The following is a 15,989-nucleotide window of genomic DNA, read 5'->3' as shown; positions in this document are numbered from 1 at the left end:
TGGCTACATCACCCGACGCGCCGATCTTTGCGCTGAATCAAGCTCAGGCTGATATCGATCACCGCCGATGTGACTGGCCAGGAAACATTTTCGATGGTATCGCGCGTGGTGTGGTAGGCTGGCCAATTGCCTTTATCGGCGTAGCACATGCCTTGCAGCGTCGTAGCTGCGATACCAGCCTTGCTGAATTCGGCCGCATCCGTTCCGCCGGCCAGCAGTGGGAATCTAACGCTGCGGATATCGTATCCCAGTTCACTACCGATGGCTGTACATTCAGCAGCTAAAGTTTCCGATAGTTTGACGAAGCCATTCAAGTCGCTGGTCAGCGCCGATAGATGAGGTAATTGGTAAAAGCATTCAAAATTCAGATTGCTGGTGGGCAGCGCCGATAACAGGCTTTGATGTTCGCCAATAAAGGCGCGGGCACCGCGCAGTCCGCATTCTTCGGCATCCCAACTGGCCACGATCAACCGCGTGTGCTGCAACCGATTCTGTGGCTGGGCAAAGTAACGACCGATCTCCAATCCGCTGGCCACACAAATCAAATCGTCCCCAGCGCCGGGCGTACCTTGCCGCTTGTAAAAGAACCACAGTGGCAACACGCCAACGGACAGTATTGCGAAAGTCCATTTGGCGGCCGCGGCAGTTGCTGAGGTATCGTAGCCGAATGCCTGAGCCAACCAAGTGCCTCCAGAGGCCAACCACAGGCCGATCGAAATCGCAAAGCCCGCGTTGACTAGCAAGATATACTGCGCTGGACAATGCTCCAAAAAGGTGAACACGTGGGCGCTATCGTGGTGGGCCGACACAACAATCTGCTGGCGCGCCCTCCCCGTCGGTTCGATCACGCCCCACACATTGCGGCTCTGGCGACGAGGATAAAACCCGTCCAGCAGCTCACGATACAGAAAAAACTGCCCAGCCACGATCACCATATTCACCAAGCCTACCAGCAGTGCCGTGCCGTACCAGTTCAGCCAGTACAACCACAGCGCTACAAAGTACAATGCAACGCTGACACGGATAAACCCTAGAAAACTGTCGGGGTGCGTAGTGAAATCCTGCTGATGCACGGAATTGCAAAATTGAGCAAGTTCGCTCTTAATTTCGTCGGCGGTGTCCAAGCAAGCCGTGGTGCCGGTCAACCGCGAGGTATGTTTGCGGCAAATTCGCCGAGTAAACTCGAACGCGCGTTCGGTGGCTGCGACAATTTCTGGTTTCAAGGCACCCGGTCTCCAGTGCAGATACGTTGTGACTACGCTGCTCGAACAATGCAATGCAGGCAAGCCATGGATAACATCATAACATGTGTACCACGATCCACGGGAACAGGTTTAACGTCCCCCAAGCCAGCAGCGTCGCCAGGATCAGACTGCTGGTGATTACAATTGCCCACTCGGCGCAGACTATTCCGGCTATGGTACCGCGGCTGCAGCCCAACAAATACATGGTCTGCATTTCTCGTTCGCGCAGGCGGATCGACAGCATCAGCACCAGCGCCACCAACAACCCGGTGGCCAGCGACAGACCGATGATGCCAATATCAAACATCTGACGCACTCTGCCGATCACCTGCATGAGTTCTTCGATCACATCTATGGGCCGAACAATTTGAGTCACCTGATCGGGTTCAAAATATTTGCCTTCCAATAACGTTGCGGACTTTTCCGAATCAGCAATGGCGATGATGGCTGTCAGAGGATATTGGCTACTGCGGCCATGAAAGTGAAAGGTATGCAAGTTTTCGTCGTTTACCTCTTGATACTGCTGCAAGTATTCGCGACCAGCGGCGTGCTGATGTTGTGTTTCAGCCTCCAGTTGTGAATCCGATTGAGAATCAGATTGTTCAGCGGAGGGGTCATCGGGCTGCCGCTGATTGTCCAGCGTATGGCCATGACCGATGCCGGCAATCAGCCAGGTGGTTTTCAATTCGCATAAGACGGCATCATCATCAGCCGTGCCGGTACGTGACAAGATGCCTGTGACGCGCATGTTGAATGGTGCTGGCCCTGACAGATTGAGCAATCCCTCCGGCTCTGTCAGTAGTCGATCGCCGGGATTCAAATGCAGGCGAGCCGCCGCCGCGTGTCCCACCACGCAGTCTCCCAAGCGTTGCCACGTTTGCCCGCGCTCGATGGTCAAACCGCGCCACTGAAAATAGTGCTGCGTGGTTCCCACGACGGGTACCCCCCGAGCACGATATCGTGCATGAATGGGAATGGCTTGTGCCAACTGAGACTGCTGGATACTGCGCAGCTCGGACTGCGGTATCGCGGGCGGCGATTCGCCGCGGAAGTAAAGGGCGTGCATCACCAAACCGAATCGGCTGCCCTGGGCCCCCACGACCAACGGCGTTTGAGCAGCGCGCAGCGTTGCCTGCCGTTCAAAGAGCTGGATGCTCCAGTGCGTCGCCAGTGGGAGATAGCAGGTAATCGTCAGCACCGCCACCAGAATCGCGGTTCGTCCCCAATAATAGCGCGTGTAGCGCCAAGCCAACAACAGCATCGACCGCATCTACCGAGCCTCCGCAGCAGCCGACGGGCAGGTAATGGCAGCTATGTCGATGACTCGATCAAAGCGACCCAGCCAACTGCGATCGTGGGTGACAAGTAGCAAGGTTGTCGATCGACTTCGCACCTGATTCAGGAGCAATTCCAAAACGTGGGCGGCAGTTTGCGGATCCAGGCTGCCCGTCGGTTCGTCGGCCAACAGAATCGACGGCTGGGCGATTAAGGCTCGGCACACGGCCACACGCTGTCGTTCGCCATGTGACAATCGTCCGGGGCTCCGCGCCAACTTGGCGCCCAGTCCTGCATCGGCTGCCAACTGTTCGAGTCGTTGATGCACCTGCGCATCGGCGCGGATTCCGCGATGGATCAGATAGGGCAGCAGAATATTCTCGCGTACGGAAAGGTGTTCCAGTAGTTGAAAATCCTGGAACACGAAACCAATCTGAGTGACCCGAAAGTGACGGCGCTGAGCATCCCCCAGTGAGCTGACGCACGTCGAGGCGACTCGAATGGTACCGCGACTGGGTTGCACGGCGCCGGCGATCAGATGCAGCAGCGTCGATTTTCCAGCGCCGCTGGGACCGATCAGTGCTACTCGTTCTCCGGCCTGAATCGTCAAGTGTGGAATCGACAGTCGAAAAGCGTCCTCAGCCTGCTGGCCAGAGGCGTAGTCGAACTGCAAGTCTTCAATTTGAATCATATCCGCGGATGCTGGTAGTGAACTGTAGCGTCTGTTCATCTTGCAATTGAAACTGATCAAGCTTCCAGGTGCCGGCATCTTGAATCAGTTTCAAGTGAGCACGAAATTGTGCGGTTCGCGTATGCAGGTGTCCCCAATGTTCAGAGACGCTTTTGACCGTCCAGGTCGTGTCCCACACGTCGCCCTGCCCCGGCACCGGCTGGGCGGACTGTACCACCACCTCAGTTGCCTGAGCCGTCTGGCCACCCTGCTCTGCCATCACCAAAGTGCGTTTGACTCGCAGATATATTTCTCGTAGCAGAGGACCGCGAGCCCCGCTGGCCAAGGCATCGTAGATATCCTCGTCGTGCCGAAAATCGAACGCGCGATAGAGATTGGTCAGGATGGCGGTCAATACTTGGCTACGCAGTTTCGAGTCCGACAGATCTCGGTTGGCGGGTACCTGCTGTGGCTGCGGCCCCACTAAATCGCCCTGCCAGTGATACTCGGTCGCCTCGGGATGAAAATAGAAGCGGTCGGGCTTTTCGTTGCCAATCATCAGCACGGCATCAATGAACGGTGCCTGAGCCGAAAACTGTGTCCACTGAAAGCCGACGCGACTGGGGGTCTGGCGGCTGGGATAACTGACGATCACGCCCACGCGCCCTTGATAGGCGCTGATCCGTCGCGGTTCGGCGTTAAGTGCAAAATCGCGAATATCCAAGCCGAAGAAATTGACGCGGCTTACATGCGGCTGGACAACTTGACCGTTGATCGTCACACGCCCCTGAGACTGAAAGTACTCCGTAATTGCCTGTCGAGCTGCTGCCTGTTCGTCAACCTCCAAGAAATCGGCATTTTGTCGGACGATGGGCTGCCATTGTTCGAGCGTTAACAGTGGAATTAGGATCTCGTGCCGCACTTCAAAGCGCGTGATGTACAAGAAAGAATATAGGCCCGCGTAGCTGGCGATACCTAACCGCGCATCAAATTGGTCTCGACGCCGCTTCCGCAGTTCGACAACGCTTTCGCGGCGGCCTTCGAGATTTCGATTCCAGTTCAATTCAACCGAATGCGGGCGGCCGAAAGCCAATTGCGAGGACTCTTCGAAGATATCCCCGCGCACGACGTACAAATCCATGATGGCTGGCAGCGTGGCATCAGGTCCGCCAAACTGTTGCAAGAAAGTTAAATACTGCGGCTGCTCCTGCTCAAGTGACATCACCAAATCGAAACCGATCGAGCGCTGCATCACTTCGCTCAGCTCGACCCCTGCGTCATCGATTTGATCCAAGGTTACGTTTTCGATTGTGGCGGTCAGGAGCTGGCCTTGCTCGTCGCGAATGGTGAAATAGTCCAACACAAACTGGCGATGTTTTTCCGCCGCCGCGCGTAGGTCTGCCGCCGCATAACGCTGTCCAGCATCGGCAGCTAAGCCGTGGTACATTATCAGGTCTTCAAGCATGATCTGCAATTCGACGCGCAACTGGCGGGGACTGACATCGACGATCGCCGAGCTGAGCGAAATGGGATGCGCACCAGCCGACGAAGCGATGGCCACGATCCACAGCCAGTTGAAAACAAGCTTCACCATTGGTCACAATTCCTCTATGCCGTTCATCCCGCTAGTCCCATCCTGCAACTCCTGCGAACGGTTCCAGCGTTGTTTCATCGTGGCTGTTCAGCGTAGCATCCTAGCCAATATATTGCGGGTTATTTGCTGCACGCGCGGATCGACGCCTTGCGGAGCCGTATAAACGCGCGGCGACTGATAGCCGGGCGGAGCGCTCAAGCCATCGGCCCACCAACATGTCGCCGCATTGAACACGATGTTACCGCGGGGGCCGGGATATACCGTGGCGGTATAAACGCCTCCGTTGGGCTGACCTGGTGCCGATTGCGTTGGCCCTGTGGCAACTACTTGTAACCCTTCAATGGCCGCCGGGTCGCCGTGGTACTCCCAGCCGATCAATCCTGGAATACGGTCGCCCCATTGCATATTCGTCTGCTGGTAAATCCAGTGATCGGGTAGTGAGCAGATCCAATCCGCACCACCGGTAACGGGACCAGTGCTATGGGCCCCCAACAATTCATTGGCATAGGGAGGCAGATGTTCAAGAGTCGCCATCGACTCAAAATCACGCATACCGCCCGGAGGACCATACACGCCTACGCGCCACAGCGAGCGACTGTCAGCGTCCCACTCGACTCGACCGCATACCGCATTACCGCTAAAGAAACCCAAATGGATGCCCTGGTCGCGTGCCGCGCTGACATTGCGAAACATTTCGATCGTCCAATACTCGTCGTGCCCCACGCTCAACCAGCCTCGACCCCGTAGGCAACTGCTGGCATCTTGATGGGTATCCGTGTTGGAGACATAGGTAACGTTGTAGCCCTCGGCCTCCAACCAATGGGAAAACGGAAACTCCCACAGGAAATACTCGCCGGAACCGGTCGACAGCGGCGCGTCTAGTATCTGACAGTACTTGCCATAGGGACGATTGAAGCTGACTCGCGACTGGCCACCCCAATGCCACTCGTTCTGACCGTCGTCGTACAACGAGAACTGGGATGGCCAGCGATTGTAAGCTTGCCAAGTGTGATCGGCGCACTGAAACACTAGGTCTGCGCGGCGCTGATCCTTGACGATAAAGATAATGTAACTTTGCAACTGCTCGCGCTGCTCGGTCAGCTTAGCCACATATACGCCGCTGACCCAATCACGACCGATGGGCAGTTGGACAGTTGTCGGCCAACGACAATCCATCAATCGTCGATCGCCCGGCTGGGGAACGCTTTGAGTCTGGCACATCATCGGTCCGACCTCTGCTACCTGCCGCCCTCCCAAGCCGCCGTAATAGCCCAGGCGATACACCTGAATCAGCACGCTGCTGGCAGGCTGAGTGCTGATCATCAGCGACAGTGTTTCACCCGGCAAAATGCTGGCGTGTGAGGCGTAGCCTTCCACCCAGGGACAGCGATATTTAGATGACCGATCGATGCGCGTGTTGGTCAGCATCCAATCGCGAGTACCTAGCTGCGCGTTCTCCTGTGGAATGGGATTGTTCAGGGAAGAGCCCGGTTGATCCGCCAGAATCCAGGGATGCCGTCCAGCCACCACACAGCCCGCAGCCACCGTGCTGACCGTGCCCAGCATTTGCCTCCGCCCACTGCGGTTTGTCATGTCCTGGACCTAGGAAGAAAGCGGTTATGGATAAAGAATAAAAACGGTTGCGATGGTCAGAGTCCTGACTACTAACTACTGAGTTCTGAGTACTGGGCCTTTTCCAGCCGAAAGCTCTAAGGATTATCTTGGCTGCTGCTTGGGTCAAGTGCTCACCGTGCTGGGCACAGCGGGGCGCAGGATAATCGAAACAATCGGCATATTCGACCGACTCGCCCACGCAGTTAAGCGGAATTCCTACAAAACTCGACTAAGTTTCCTCGGCCAGCAGCCCACGAAACTAGTCTAAGGATGAACGCAAATCGTTCGGGAAAGCGGAGCTTTCTCACCCCCCGTGTGAGGCGAGCCGGTTGCTGTGCAATCGGACTCGCCTTTTTTTATGCCATAAAAGTATAAAATCTGTTCAGTGGCGGGCGGGACATATGAATTGGCGACGGAGCGGGATCGCGGATGAGTTTAGACTACACACAATCGCAAACCGCAGGAGATCGTCGTCGCTCTGAAGAGCTGAGCTTGCAGAGCAGACAACCGCCCACGCTCAGCGGCTATCAAATTCTGCGACCGCTGGGTGAAGGCGCCTTCGGCCAAGTGTGGCTGGCCTCGGACTTAAATACCCATCGTCCGGTGGCCATCAAATGCTATTTGCATCGTGGCAGCCTGAACATGGAGTTGTTGCGCCGCGAGGTCAGTTTGTTGGCCGACATGTCAGCTGCGCGACACGTGGTGCAAGTATTGAAGGTGGGTTGGGATCACGATCCGCCGTACTATGTCATGGAGTTCCTGGAAAACGGATCATTGGAAGACCTAGTGCGCGCCAAAGAAGAATTGAGCGTCGCGCAGACGGTCAATTTGATGCGTGAAATTGCTGAAGGACTCAGCTTTGCGCACGGCAAAGGCATCCTGCACTGCGATCTCAAGCCCGCCAACGTGCTGCTGGATCATTCATTCCGCCCACGACTGGCGGACTTTGGCCAAGGGCGTATGGCGGGCGACACCTCAGCTTCACTGGGCACCCTGTTCTACATGGCGCCTGAACAAGCCGACATTCAAGCTACGCCCGATGTAACGTGGGACGTGTATGCTTTGGGAGCCATCGCCTACACGCTGTTGGTCGGCGCGCCACCCTACCGTTCACCGCAGACCGTCGAGGCACTCGACACGACCAGCTCGGTATTGGACCGTCTACAAAAATATCGGCAGCTCATTCAGAATTCGCCACGGCCACGGCTGCATTATCGTCGACGTGGTATCGACAAACATTTTGCACAAATCATCGACCGCTGCCTGCAGGTCAATCCACGGCAGCGATTCCAAAATGTCCAGCAGGTTATCGGGGCATTGGACAACCGGCGACGACAGCGTAATCGCCGACCACTGTATCTGCTAGGTCTGGTTGGGCCGTTGCTGCTCATGAGCCTGATGATCCTATTTTCGGCGCGCAGTCAGAAAATGGCACTCGAACAATCTGAACGCAGCGTTGTGCAGCGCGCGCTGGAAAGCAATCGCTTTGCCGCGCGTTATGCCGCGCGAACATTACAGTCGGAGCTGCAGTCGCTATTTAGCATTGTCCAGACCGAAACGACTCGCGCGGATTTGGGCCAGCTCCTCAAACGCTGTACAGAAGCTGGCAATGAAGCTTTGGCCGAGATCGCTGCGGGCCATAGCGACCCGGCGGTGACGCTCAAGATTCAAATGATGCCCGAACATGCGGCTCTAGAAGCGTATTTGCAACAGCGTTTGGACTTGCTGGCCACTCAACGCCATCGCGGCCAGTCCCTGCTCAATTCGTTGTTTATAAACGACGCACAAGGAACCAACCTTGGAATCGCCTTTACCGACGAACTGGAGGGCAAGACTGCGGTCAGTCCTGTAGGGCAGAATTTTGCTTTTCGCAGCTATTTCACCGGTCAGCGGGCGGACGGGCTTCCGAGCGAGACAGCGTTGCAGCATACGCCTACACGGACAACACGTTTATCGGCCTCGTTCCGCTCGACCTCGACGGGCAAATGGAAGATTGCCGTCAGCGCTCCCATTTGGGATCAACCGCACGACGCTGATCAGGCCGATCAACGTCCCGATTCGGAAATGCCGATTGGGGTGTTGGTCTTGACCATTAACTTGGGCGACTTCGATTTGCTAAGCCAACAGGACTACCAAGCCGACCAACTGGATCGAATGGCGGTGTTGTTTGATGGCCGCAGTGGGAATCAGCGCGGCACACTGTTGCAGCATCCATATTTTCGTAATTTGGAAGCCGAGCTGATGAAGGCAACCATGATTCCACAGATCGCCATTCCAGTTATCAATGCCTTGACCACCACCGGCCTGGATAACTATCACGATCCAGTGGCCACATTTGACGGAGGTCAGCGCTTTGAAGGGCCATGGATTGCTTGTGCTGATCAGGTCGAACTGCCGCAAGCGGCATCCCAAACCAATCTCGAACCCGAAAAGAGCGATTTGTGGATTTTGGTGCAGGAGCGCAAGTCGGCTGTGGCAGCGCCCATCGAGTCCTTGGCTTCCAGCCTGTTCCGAGAAGGCATTCTGGAGATCGTCACATTCTTGACCGTTGTACTGGCTCTGTGGTACTTTGTCTTCCGACTGGGCCAAGCCGCCACCGTACGTGGTAAAATGGTGGCGCCTGGCAGCGACAGCAAATCGACGGTGACCGAAGACGTTCGACTGTAAGCTTGACGCTGTCGGTCACTGCACAGGCTTTGAATAGTCCAGGTCGAATTCAACTCAATCGGGGGCGGCGTGATCGAGCCCACTGTGCCACTCAATCCAGCGTCCAGCCAATATGTGCAGAGCCATTCGAGCGTCCTGGCGCGCACAGAGGATCGACGAGCGCCTTGCGAACCGCAGCCGATAGAGTCCACGACGACGCGCCTGGTTGAACCGGTTGGCGCTTCGCTGCCTGGGCCGGTGCGCTGGCTGTGGCTGACGGCCCCCGTGGCTGTGCTGGCGCTGTCGGTGTTATTGCGTCCCGGTCCGGATCGCAGCCTGCTGCTGCCTTGGAGTACCATCGCCTTGCCCGACGCTTGCACATCGTATCGGTTGCTGGGAGTCGATTGCCCCGGTTGCGGTTTGACTCGCAGCTTTGTCCATCTGTCGCGCGGCAATCTAGCAGCCGCCTGGCAGCTCAACCCAGTGGGCATTGCTTTGTATGTGTTGGTGATTGCGCAAATTCCTTTGGCCACTGTCCAGTGCCTGCCGCAGCGCATACGCAATGCTTGGCGGCGGCGCCCCTTCTATAGTCGCTGGTTTGGTGCAAACATGTGGATAGCGCTGGGTATGATGGTAGCGCTGGCGATGCAGTGGGTGTTACGCATGACTTGGAGCTGGTGATCGTGCTCAATTCAATCGCACTGATTACGCCTAGTGGCCGGACTCTGTCGGTCAAGGCCTTGGGATCGGGCCCGGCGGTAATTCTGCTGCATGGGTTTCCTCTAGATCATCGCATGTGGACCCAAACGGCCGAACACCTGGGGACGTGGTTCCACTGCTTGATCCCCGAGTTGCGTGGCTTCGGTCTATCGTCGTTGGACGATCAATATCGGATCGAAGATTTAGCCGACGACATCGACGTCATGCGCAAACATTTGGCACCCGATCAGCAAGTACACCTGATCGGCCTGTCGATGGGAGGCTACGTGGCGCTGGAGTATTGGCGCAAGTACGGACAACATCTTAAATCGTTGACGCTGACCAACACCAAGCCGTCGGTGGATGACACAGCGGCTCGTCAGGCACGGTTGGACATGGCCGAGCGAGTCGTGCAAGCGGGGACATGGCCGACAGTCCAGCCGCTTATGGGGCGATTGATCGCCGCCAATAGTTCGGGCACAGAGGTCCACCAGTTGTTGCAGACCATACTGCAGACAGCTAGCCCGGCAGCGATTGCGGCGGCCCAGCGGGCCATGGCGGAGCGGCGCGATTTTGTTCCGCACCTGGAGTCAATCAAACTGCCGACGCTGGTCCTGACCGGACAGCTCGACCCGTTGGCGCCGCCGGATGCTACGCGACAGTGGGCCGAGCGCATATCGACCAGCAGCTACCATGAGATACCATCGGTTGGTCATATGACTCCCATGGAGGCCCCCGCACACTTTAACCGGCTGGTCGGAGAATTCTTACTCAGCAATCGCTGACGCTGCATGCCACGCTCGCACCGCGTCAATCTTCTTCGAGTATAACTAGCTGGGCAACGCCCGTGTTTTTTCAGCCGTCAGGCGTTCGCTCTCGGTTGGCAAGCAACCGTCACGGTCTAGCACTCGGATTGTTCGGCTTTATTTCGCTGGTTGGGAGGCTCCTGAATGAATCCGCTGATGAGTCTGGTCGGAATGGCTACCTTAATCCTGTTGGCGGTAGCCCTGTCAACGAATCGACGCGCCATCAAAATCCGGACCGTTCTAGGAGCCTTCGCCATTCAAGCAGGCTTAGGAGCCTTTGTACTGTATGTGCCCATCGGTCAAGACACACTGAAAGCAGCTTCGGATGCGGTCAGCCAAGTCATCGGCTACGGTCAGGATGGCATCCAGTTCTTGTTCGGCGGATTGGTGATCCATGAAAAGATGGCCGAGAATTTTGGTCATGACGGCTTTGTATTCGCTCTGCGTGTGTTGCCGGTCATCATCTTTTTTTCGTCGCTAATTTCTGTGTTGTACTATCTAGGCATCATGCAGTTGGTGATTCGGTTATTGGGTGGCGCACTTCGGTTGCTGCTAGGAACCTCGCGAACCGAATCGATGTCGGCCACGGCCAATATCTTTGTGGGTCAAACAGAAGCACCGCTGGTCGTTCGCCCCTATATCGCTGGCATGACGCGCTCTGAACTGTTTGCGGTCATGACCGGTGGACTGGCGTCGGTGGCCGGTTCGGTACTAGCCGGCTACGCATCGATGGGCGTGAAGATGGAGTACTTGATCGCTGCTTCTTTCATGGCTGCGCCTGGCGGCCTGCTATTTGCCAAGTTGATCGTGCCGGAAACCGAGCCGATCGACAATCGTCACACCCATAGGGATGATTCCGCCGAAGCGGGCCCGGCCAACGTGATCGACGCCGCGGCCGTCGGAGCTGCCGATGGACTGAAGCTGGCCTTGAACGTCGGTGCCATGCTGTTGGCGTTTATCGGCCTGATTAGCCTGTTGAACGGCATGCTGTCGGGTGTCGGCTCGCGGCTGGGCTACGAGAATCTGTCGTTGGAGTTGATTTTGGGTTGGACATTCTCACCGCTGGCGTTCTTGATTGGTGTCCCATGGCAAGAAGCTTCGGTCGCCGGTTCGTTCATTGGCCAGAAGCTGGTGGTCAACGAGTTCGTGGCCTATTTGAATTTGGCACCCTACCTCGACAATCGACAACTCATTGGCGAAGTCGCCATGTCCGACCACACCAAAGCCATCGTCTCATTTGCGCTCTGTGGCTTCGCCAACTTATCGTCGATTGCCATTCTGCTGGGTGGACTTGGGTCCATGGCCCCTAGTCGCCGCCCAGAGATCGCGCGATTTGGTCTACGGGCCGTCGCTGCCGGTTCGCTTTCGAACCTGATGTCCGCCACTATCGCCGGCTTTTTTCTGTCGCTATCCGGCGGTTAGCTGCATGCGTTCCCAATCGACTTCTGCTAGCCGCACTTTACCTAATGCGAATCACATTATGAGCTTCGATGTGAGAGGCTTGGAATTGTGGCAAGAATCCGCGTAAGCCGTGAATGCCGACCGCTTGATTGACGTAGCGATCCAAATTCATGCCTGGCAGCGCGGTGACATACACCACGATCTGCCCCGAATCGTCAGTAATGGCGTGAGTCGGTTGACCAGATACCACTGAATGTACGGGGACAAGCCAACCGGTCGCGTCAAACGGCAATCGGCCGCCTGTCGTTCCATCTGCAGCAGATTGTGGCGGCAGACCGCCGACGGTTGAATCACTACCCAATGCATAAGCGCCCGATGCGGGATCGCCAGATACTGTATAGCTGGCTGTCACAACTGGCGGTCCGCCCAAAACGGTGGTCGCTGTTCCGCCGAACGGCGCCGCTTGTCCGGCCATCAAATTGCCCGAACGCATCGCCAATTGCTCGAAAGACTGAATGCGTTCCATCAGTAGTCGCGCTTGTCCTCGCTCGACCGGCGTACTGCCATGGCTGATATAGTGCTGTACCTGTCCCTTCAGCGCTCCAAAATTCCACTGCATCACAGGCCGCGTGACCATCTCGTTAAGCGATTGCTGCAACCTCATTAACGTGCCGCTCACTTCGCTTACCATAGGCTGGCTGGTGTCATTGAGCGATTGGGCAAATTGTCCGGTGAAGCTGCCGTTGGGTGTGCCCCCAAGCGGAGTAGGGCGAGGTAGCTGATAGTTGGCAGACTGGGGGCCCAGCAGATTGAATTGCTGATTCGAACGAACCAGTTCGTTGTTCTCCGAAGGCAGTCCAGTGGCTGATACTGTATCGGCCTGGATGCCACCGGATGAGCTGCCCAGCATCTGCTGTAAGGCAGACAGTGTCGCGCCACTGCCGGGTTTGGCGCTGGCTTGGGGATACCCCAGCATGCGCTTTTGGCTGAGCGCGCGCGGGTCTCGCCATGGAGTTTTTCGGTGATGGTGTACTGGCAGGGGTGGTTCGATCGGCACGGGCCGCATTGCACTCGGCGACTTGGGCGTCATGGCCAACGAAAATGGGTCATGCAGTAGCGGGTCGGGTTGCTGCGCTCGTCGCGATAGTGCGCGCTCCCACAACGGGAATCGTAGCCCCTCGTCCGTGAATTCAAATAGCTGCCAATCGTTCCAATTCGCATCATGCTCAACTGGCATTTCTCCATCGACAATGTATTCACCTTCGACCACATACTCACCATCGTAGGGCATGTCTTCATAGGTTCTATCGCCCAGGATGATCTGGCCCTCGACCGCCTCGGCCACGACCTCCTCTTGATAGCCGGCCCTTTGCACATTGCCTGCTTCATCATCTGCTTCATCATCTGCTTCATCATCAGCTTGATCGTCCGAGTCCAACTCCGCATGGTTGACCAAAGTTGAACTGGTCCTGTTTTCGGTGAGCGACCGAGGGGCTGGTGGTCGCTTGCCGGGTGGTGCTGTTCGACTGGGGGCACTGCCAGCCATTGAGGCCGGCACGACCGCTGCCGTCTGCTGCGGGTCAGGCTGCGCGAGCGTCGCAGGTGGCTGTTTGGATATCAAGCCGGACTGGATCCAACGGAATTCACCGCTGGGCGGCGCGATTTTGTACCACAGCGTTTCGTTGCCTTCTGCATCCTTGGTCGTCTCTTCGCCCTGCAATGCAAGTTGCTGACCACTGCGAAGTTTGACCTGCCAGCGATACTGTTTGGCGGTTCCCAGCGAGCTGCCAATCCAACTGACTGAATTCTCGGTAGTAATCTGAATGGTTTTGCCGCCGGGTAGCAGGAATGCGTCTTTGGCCAATACCCAGCTGTAACTGCCTTGCGGTGGCCGAATGGCCGTCCAGCCAGTGTCGGTTTCATGGAAGACTTCAACAGCCGTACCGAGCTTGAGTTGTTCTGTAGGGTAAAAATCCTCAGCAGGACCGCTATACACCAGGGCGCGCTGAACCGTCACGTAGGCGGGCTGCCCCTGCGGTGCGCCACAGGCCGACAAAGACAGCACAACCGTGTGCATCGATAGCAGGCCTGCCATGGCGAAAGCCTTGAGCCCCAGCAGGCAAGTGGTGTGGCAATGGATCATTAAAGTTTCCCTTGAACCAAGCTGGCCGATCATCGGACCGCTGACCCCATCAGCGCCTACTTCGGCCCGTATGGTTGGTAGTGAAAGGCTCAAGCGCGGGTCAAGGGCAATTGGGCCTTGAGCTCTGATGCTAGCACGCGACAATTAAGCGGATTGTGAATCGCTGAGCGAATGACCGTGATTCCCATTGCACGATCGATCAGTCTTCTACGCTTGAACAAGTGACCATGATGGCCTCCCAGTACGATCAACAACGACTTATTCAGCTCGTACAGCAGCATGCGCTTCAATTTGGCAACTTTACCTTGGCCAGCGGCAAACAGGCCAGTTTTTATCTGGACTGCCGCAAGTTGACTTTGCATCCACAAGGGGCAAATCAAATTGGCGCTGGCATGTTACAGTTGCTGGGCGCAAGCCGTCCCGATTCGATCGGCGGTATGGCGATCGGTGCGGATCCGATTACGGCGGCGACGATTACGCTGGCGGGTCAGCAAGGCATTCCGCTGTTGGGATTCATCGTCCGCAAAGAGGCGAAGCAACATGGTACCGGACGGCAGGTTGAAGGGCCCGTACAGCCCGGCATGTCGGCGGTCATCGTAGAAGATGTTGTCACCAGTGGTGGCAGCGCACTAAAAGCCGTTGACGCTGCTCGCGAGTTTGGGCTACAAGTCCATCAAGTGCTAGCGGTCGTGGATCGTTTAGAAGGCGGTCGGGAGGCGATCGAGGCGGCCGGTCTGTCACTGCAAACGCTGTTGACAGTCCGCGACTTGGGCATTCCAGCCTAAGCTGACCAGCGGCCTACGCAAGCATACCGTAGCTACGGTCACCAGACCATGGTTCTTGCGTGCCATTATTCTCTGGCAGGAGTGGCTACGTGGAACTGAGCTACATTCAGCTCGTTTAAGTCCGGACTGGCCGTGGAAACCTCGCTACATCAACAGCTCAAGTTACTGTACGCGCGCGATGCTTCGCAAACCGAGGTAGTGATCGGTGGATTTCGCATCGACGCTATCGCCGCCAGTGGCGAGCTGGTAGAAATCCAGCATGGTTCGTTGGCTCAACTGCGCGACAAGACTCGCCGCTTATTATCCCCTGGTAGTCAACACCGGTTGCGGATCGTAAAACCTCTGGTGGCTCGCAAGCGAGTCACGACGCTGATCAAGCGTGACGGCCCGGTCCAGCGGAGCCGCATGAGCCCCAAGTCGTGTGATTGGTTGGATGTCTTTGTGGAGCTGGTCTATTTTACCTCAGCCTTTCCTCACAAGCGCTTGACACTGGATGTGCTGTTGATTGAGGCAGAAGAGTTCCGAGTCGACCGACAGCGCCGCCGACATCGCGGCAAAAACTACTGCACGCTGGATATTCAAATGAACGAAGTAGTGCAGTCGATCGAGCTTCGTACGATCGGCGATTTACTGAACCGCCTGCCATTTGATGAGCTTGCCAACCCCTTCAATACGGCTCAATTGGCCGTCGCCGTCGGCCGCCCGCGTTGGCTGGCTCAAAAGATCGCGTACAGCCTGCGGCTAATGGGCGGCTTGCAATGCGTCGGACGCAATCGTCACGGGCAACTCTATCAACTGCCACGAAAGTACCAGCGCACTGTGCTGGACGCAGCCGGCTGACTGGTGCTAGCAAAGCCATCGCAAGTGGTCGCGTTTGACTGCTTGCCGCCATCGCTGAAACATTGAACATAACCGAATCATTCGCTGCTGAAGTAGATTCCACATACTGTCGGAATGTTCGCCAACACAAGTCGGCCTTTGGCTTCGCAAGCAATGCGCTTTGCATGAGACACTCTCAGCTTGGTTGCTATATCTGCACTCCCGTTTGTTGAACGTGTAAGGGTAGCGTTCAGCGTGAATCGTCTGAAAAAGCGGGGATTGCTATTGGGTAA

12 protein-coding genes are annotated in these 15,989 nt (G+C 56.6%); 6 read left to right on the top strand and 6 right to left on the bottom strand.

Going from position 1 to position 15,989, the window contains the following annotated elements; translation table 11 throughout:
* Positions 1–8 precede the first annotated feature (8 nt).
* From KF752_03610 to KF752_03590, 5 genes are all read right to left on the bottom strand, one after another.
* Positions 9–1,223, bottom strand: coding sequence for a M28 family peptidase (locus tag KF752_03610; protein MBX3420624.1), 1,215 nt, complete (start codon positions 1,221–1,223; stop codon positions 9–11).
* Positions 1,224–1,299: 76 nt separating this feature from the next.
* Positions 1,300–2,514, bottom strand: coding sequence for a hypothetical protein (locus KF752_03605; protein MBX3420623.1), 1,215 nt, complete (start codon positions 2,512–2,514; stop codon positions 1,300–1,302).
* Positions 2,515–3,210, bottom strand: coding sequence for an ABC transporter ATP-binding protein (locus tag KF752_03600; GenBank protein MBX3420622.1), 696 nt, complete (start codon positions 3,208–3,210; stop codon positions 2,515–2,517).
* Complete coding sequence (locus KF752_03595) at positions 3,197–4,783, bottom strand: hypothetical protein (protein MBX3420621.1); 1,587 nt, start codon at positions 4,781–4,783, stop codon at positions 3,197–3,199. The genes KF752_03600 and KF752_03595 overlap by 14 nt, the downstream gene beginning before the upstream one ends.
* Before the next feature lie 87 nt (positions 4,784–4,870).
* Positions 4,871–6,376: a hypothetical protein gene (locus KF752_03590; GenBank protein MBX3420620.1), complete on the bottom strand. Its 1,506-nt coding sequence runs from the start codon at positions 6,374–6,376 to the stop codon at positions 4,871–4,873.
* Between the two features lie 450 nt (positions 6,377–6,826).
* Between KF752_03590 and KF752_03585 the strand changes: the two genes are divergently transcribed.
* From KF752_03585 to KF752_03570, 4 genes are all read left to right on the top strand, one after another.
* Positions 6,827–9,064 carry a protein kinase gene (locus KF752_03585; GenBank protein MBX3420619.1) on the top strand — a complete coding sequence of 746 codons (2,238 nt, stop codon included), beginning with the start codon at positions 6,827–6,829 and terminating at the stop codon, positions 9,062–9,064.
* Positions 9,065–9,148: 84 nt separating this feature from the next.
* Positions 9,149–9,724: a DUF2752 domain-containing protein gene (locus KF752_03580; protein ID MBX3420618.1), complete on the top strand. Its 576-nt coding sequence runs from the start codon at positions 9,149–9,151 to the stop codon at positions 9,722–9,724.
* A 2-nt stretch (positions 9,725–9,726) separates the two neighbouring features.
* Positions 9,727–10,527, top strand: coding sequence for an alpha/beta hydrolase (locus tag KF752_03575; protein MBX3420617.1), 801 nt, complete (start codon positions 9,727–9,729; stop codon positions 10,525–10,527).
* A 165-nt stretch (positions 10,528–10,692) separates the two neighbouring features.
* Positions 10,693–11,970, top strand: coding sequence for a NupC/NupG family nucleoside CNT transporter (locus KF752_03570; protein MBX3420616.1), 1,278 nt, complete (start codon positions 10,693–10,695; stop codon positions 11,968–11,970).
* A gap of 37 nt (positions 11,971–12,007) precedes the next feature.
* Here KF752_03570 and KF752_03565 read toward each other — a convergent pair whose 3' ends face one another.
* Entirely contained in the window at positions 12,008–14,092 is a 2,085-nt protein-coding gene (locus KF752_03565) for a hypothetical protein (GenBank protein ID MBX3420615.1), read from the bottom strand.
* A gap of 230 nt (positions 14,093–14,322) precedes the next feature.
* On the opposite strand from KF752_03565, the gene pyrE reads away from it, so the two are divergent.
* Positions 14,323–14,877 (top strand): orotate phosphoribosyltransferase, encoded by a 555-nt coding sequence (pyrE, locus tag KF752_03560; protein ID MBX3420614.1) that lies wholly within the window; start codon positions 14,323–14,325, stop codon positions 14,875–14,877.
* 132 nt (positions 14,878–15,009) lie between these two features.
* Positions 15,010–15,717 (top strand): hypothetical protein, encoded by a 708-nt coding sequence (locus KF752_03555; protein ID MBX3420613.1) that lies wholly within the window; start codon positions 15,010–15,012, stop codon positions 15,715–15,717.
* Positions 15,718–15,989 lie beyond the last annotated feature (272 nt).

This window comes from Pirellulaceae bacterium (genome assembly GCA_019636385.1).
In the GTDB taxonomy this organism is placed as follows: Bacteria; Planctomycetota; Planctomycetia; order Pirellulales; family Pirellulaceae; genus Aureliella.
Note: the sequence above shows the minus strand (reverse complement) of the source record. Positions and strands in the feature narration are given on the sequence as shown.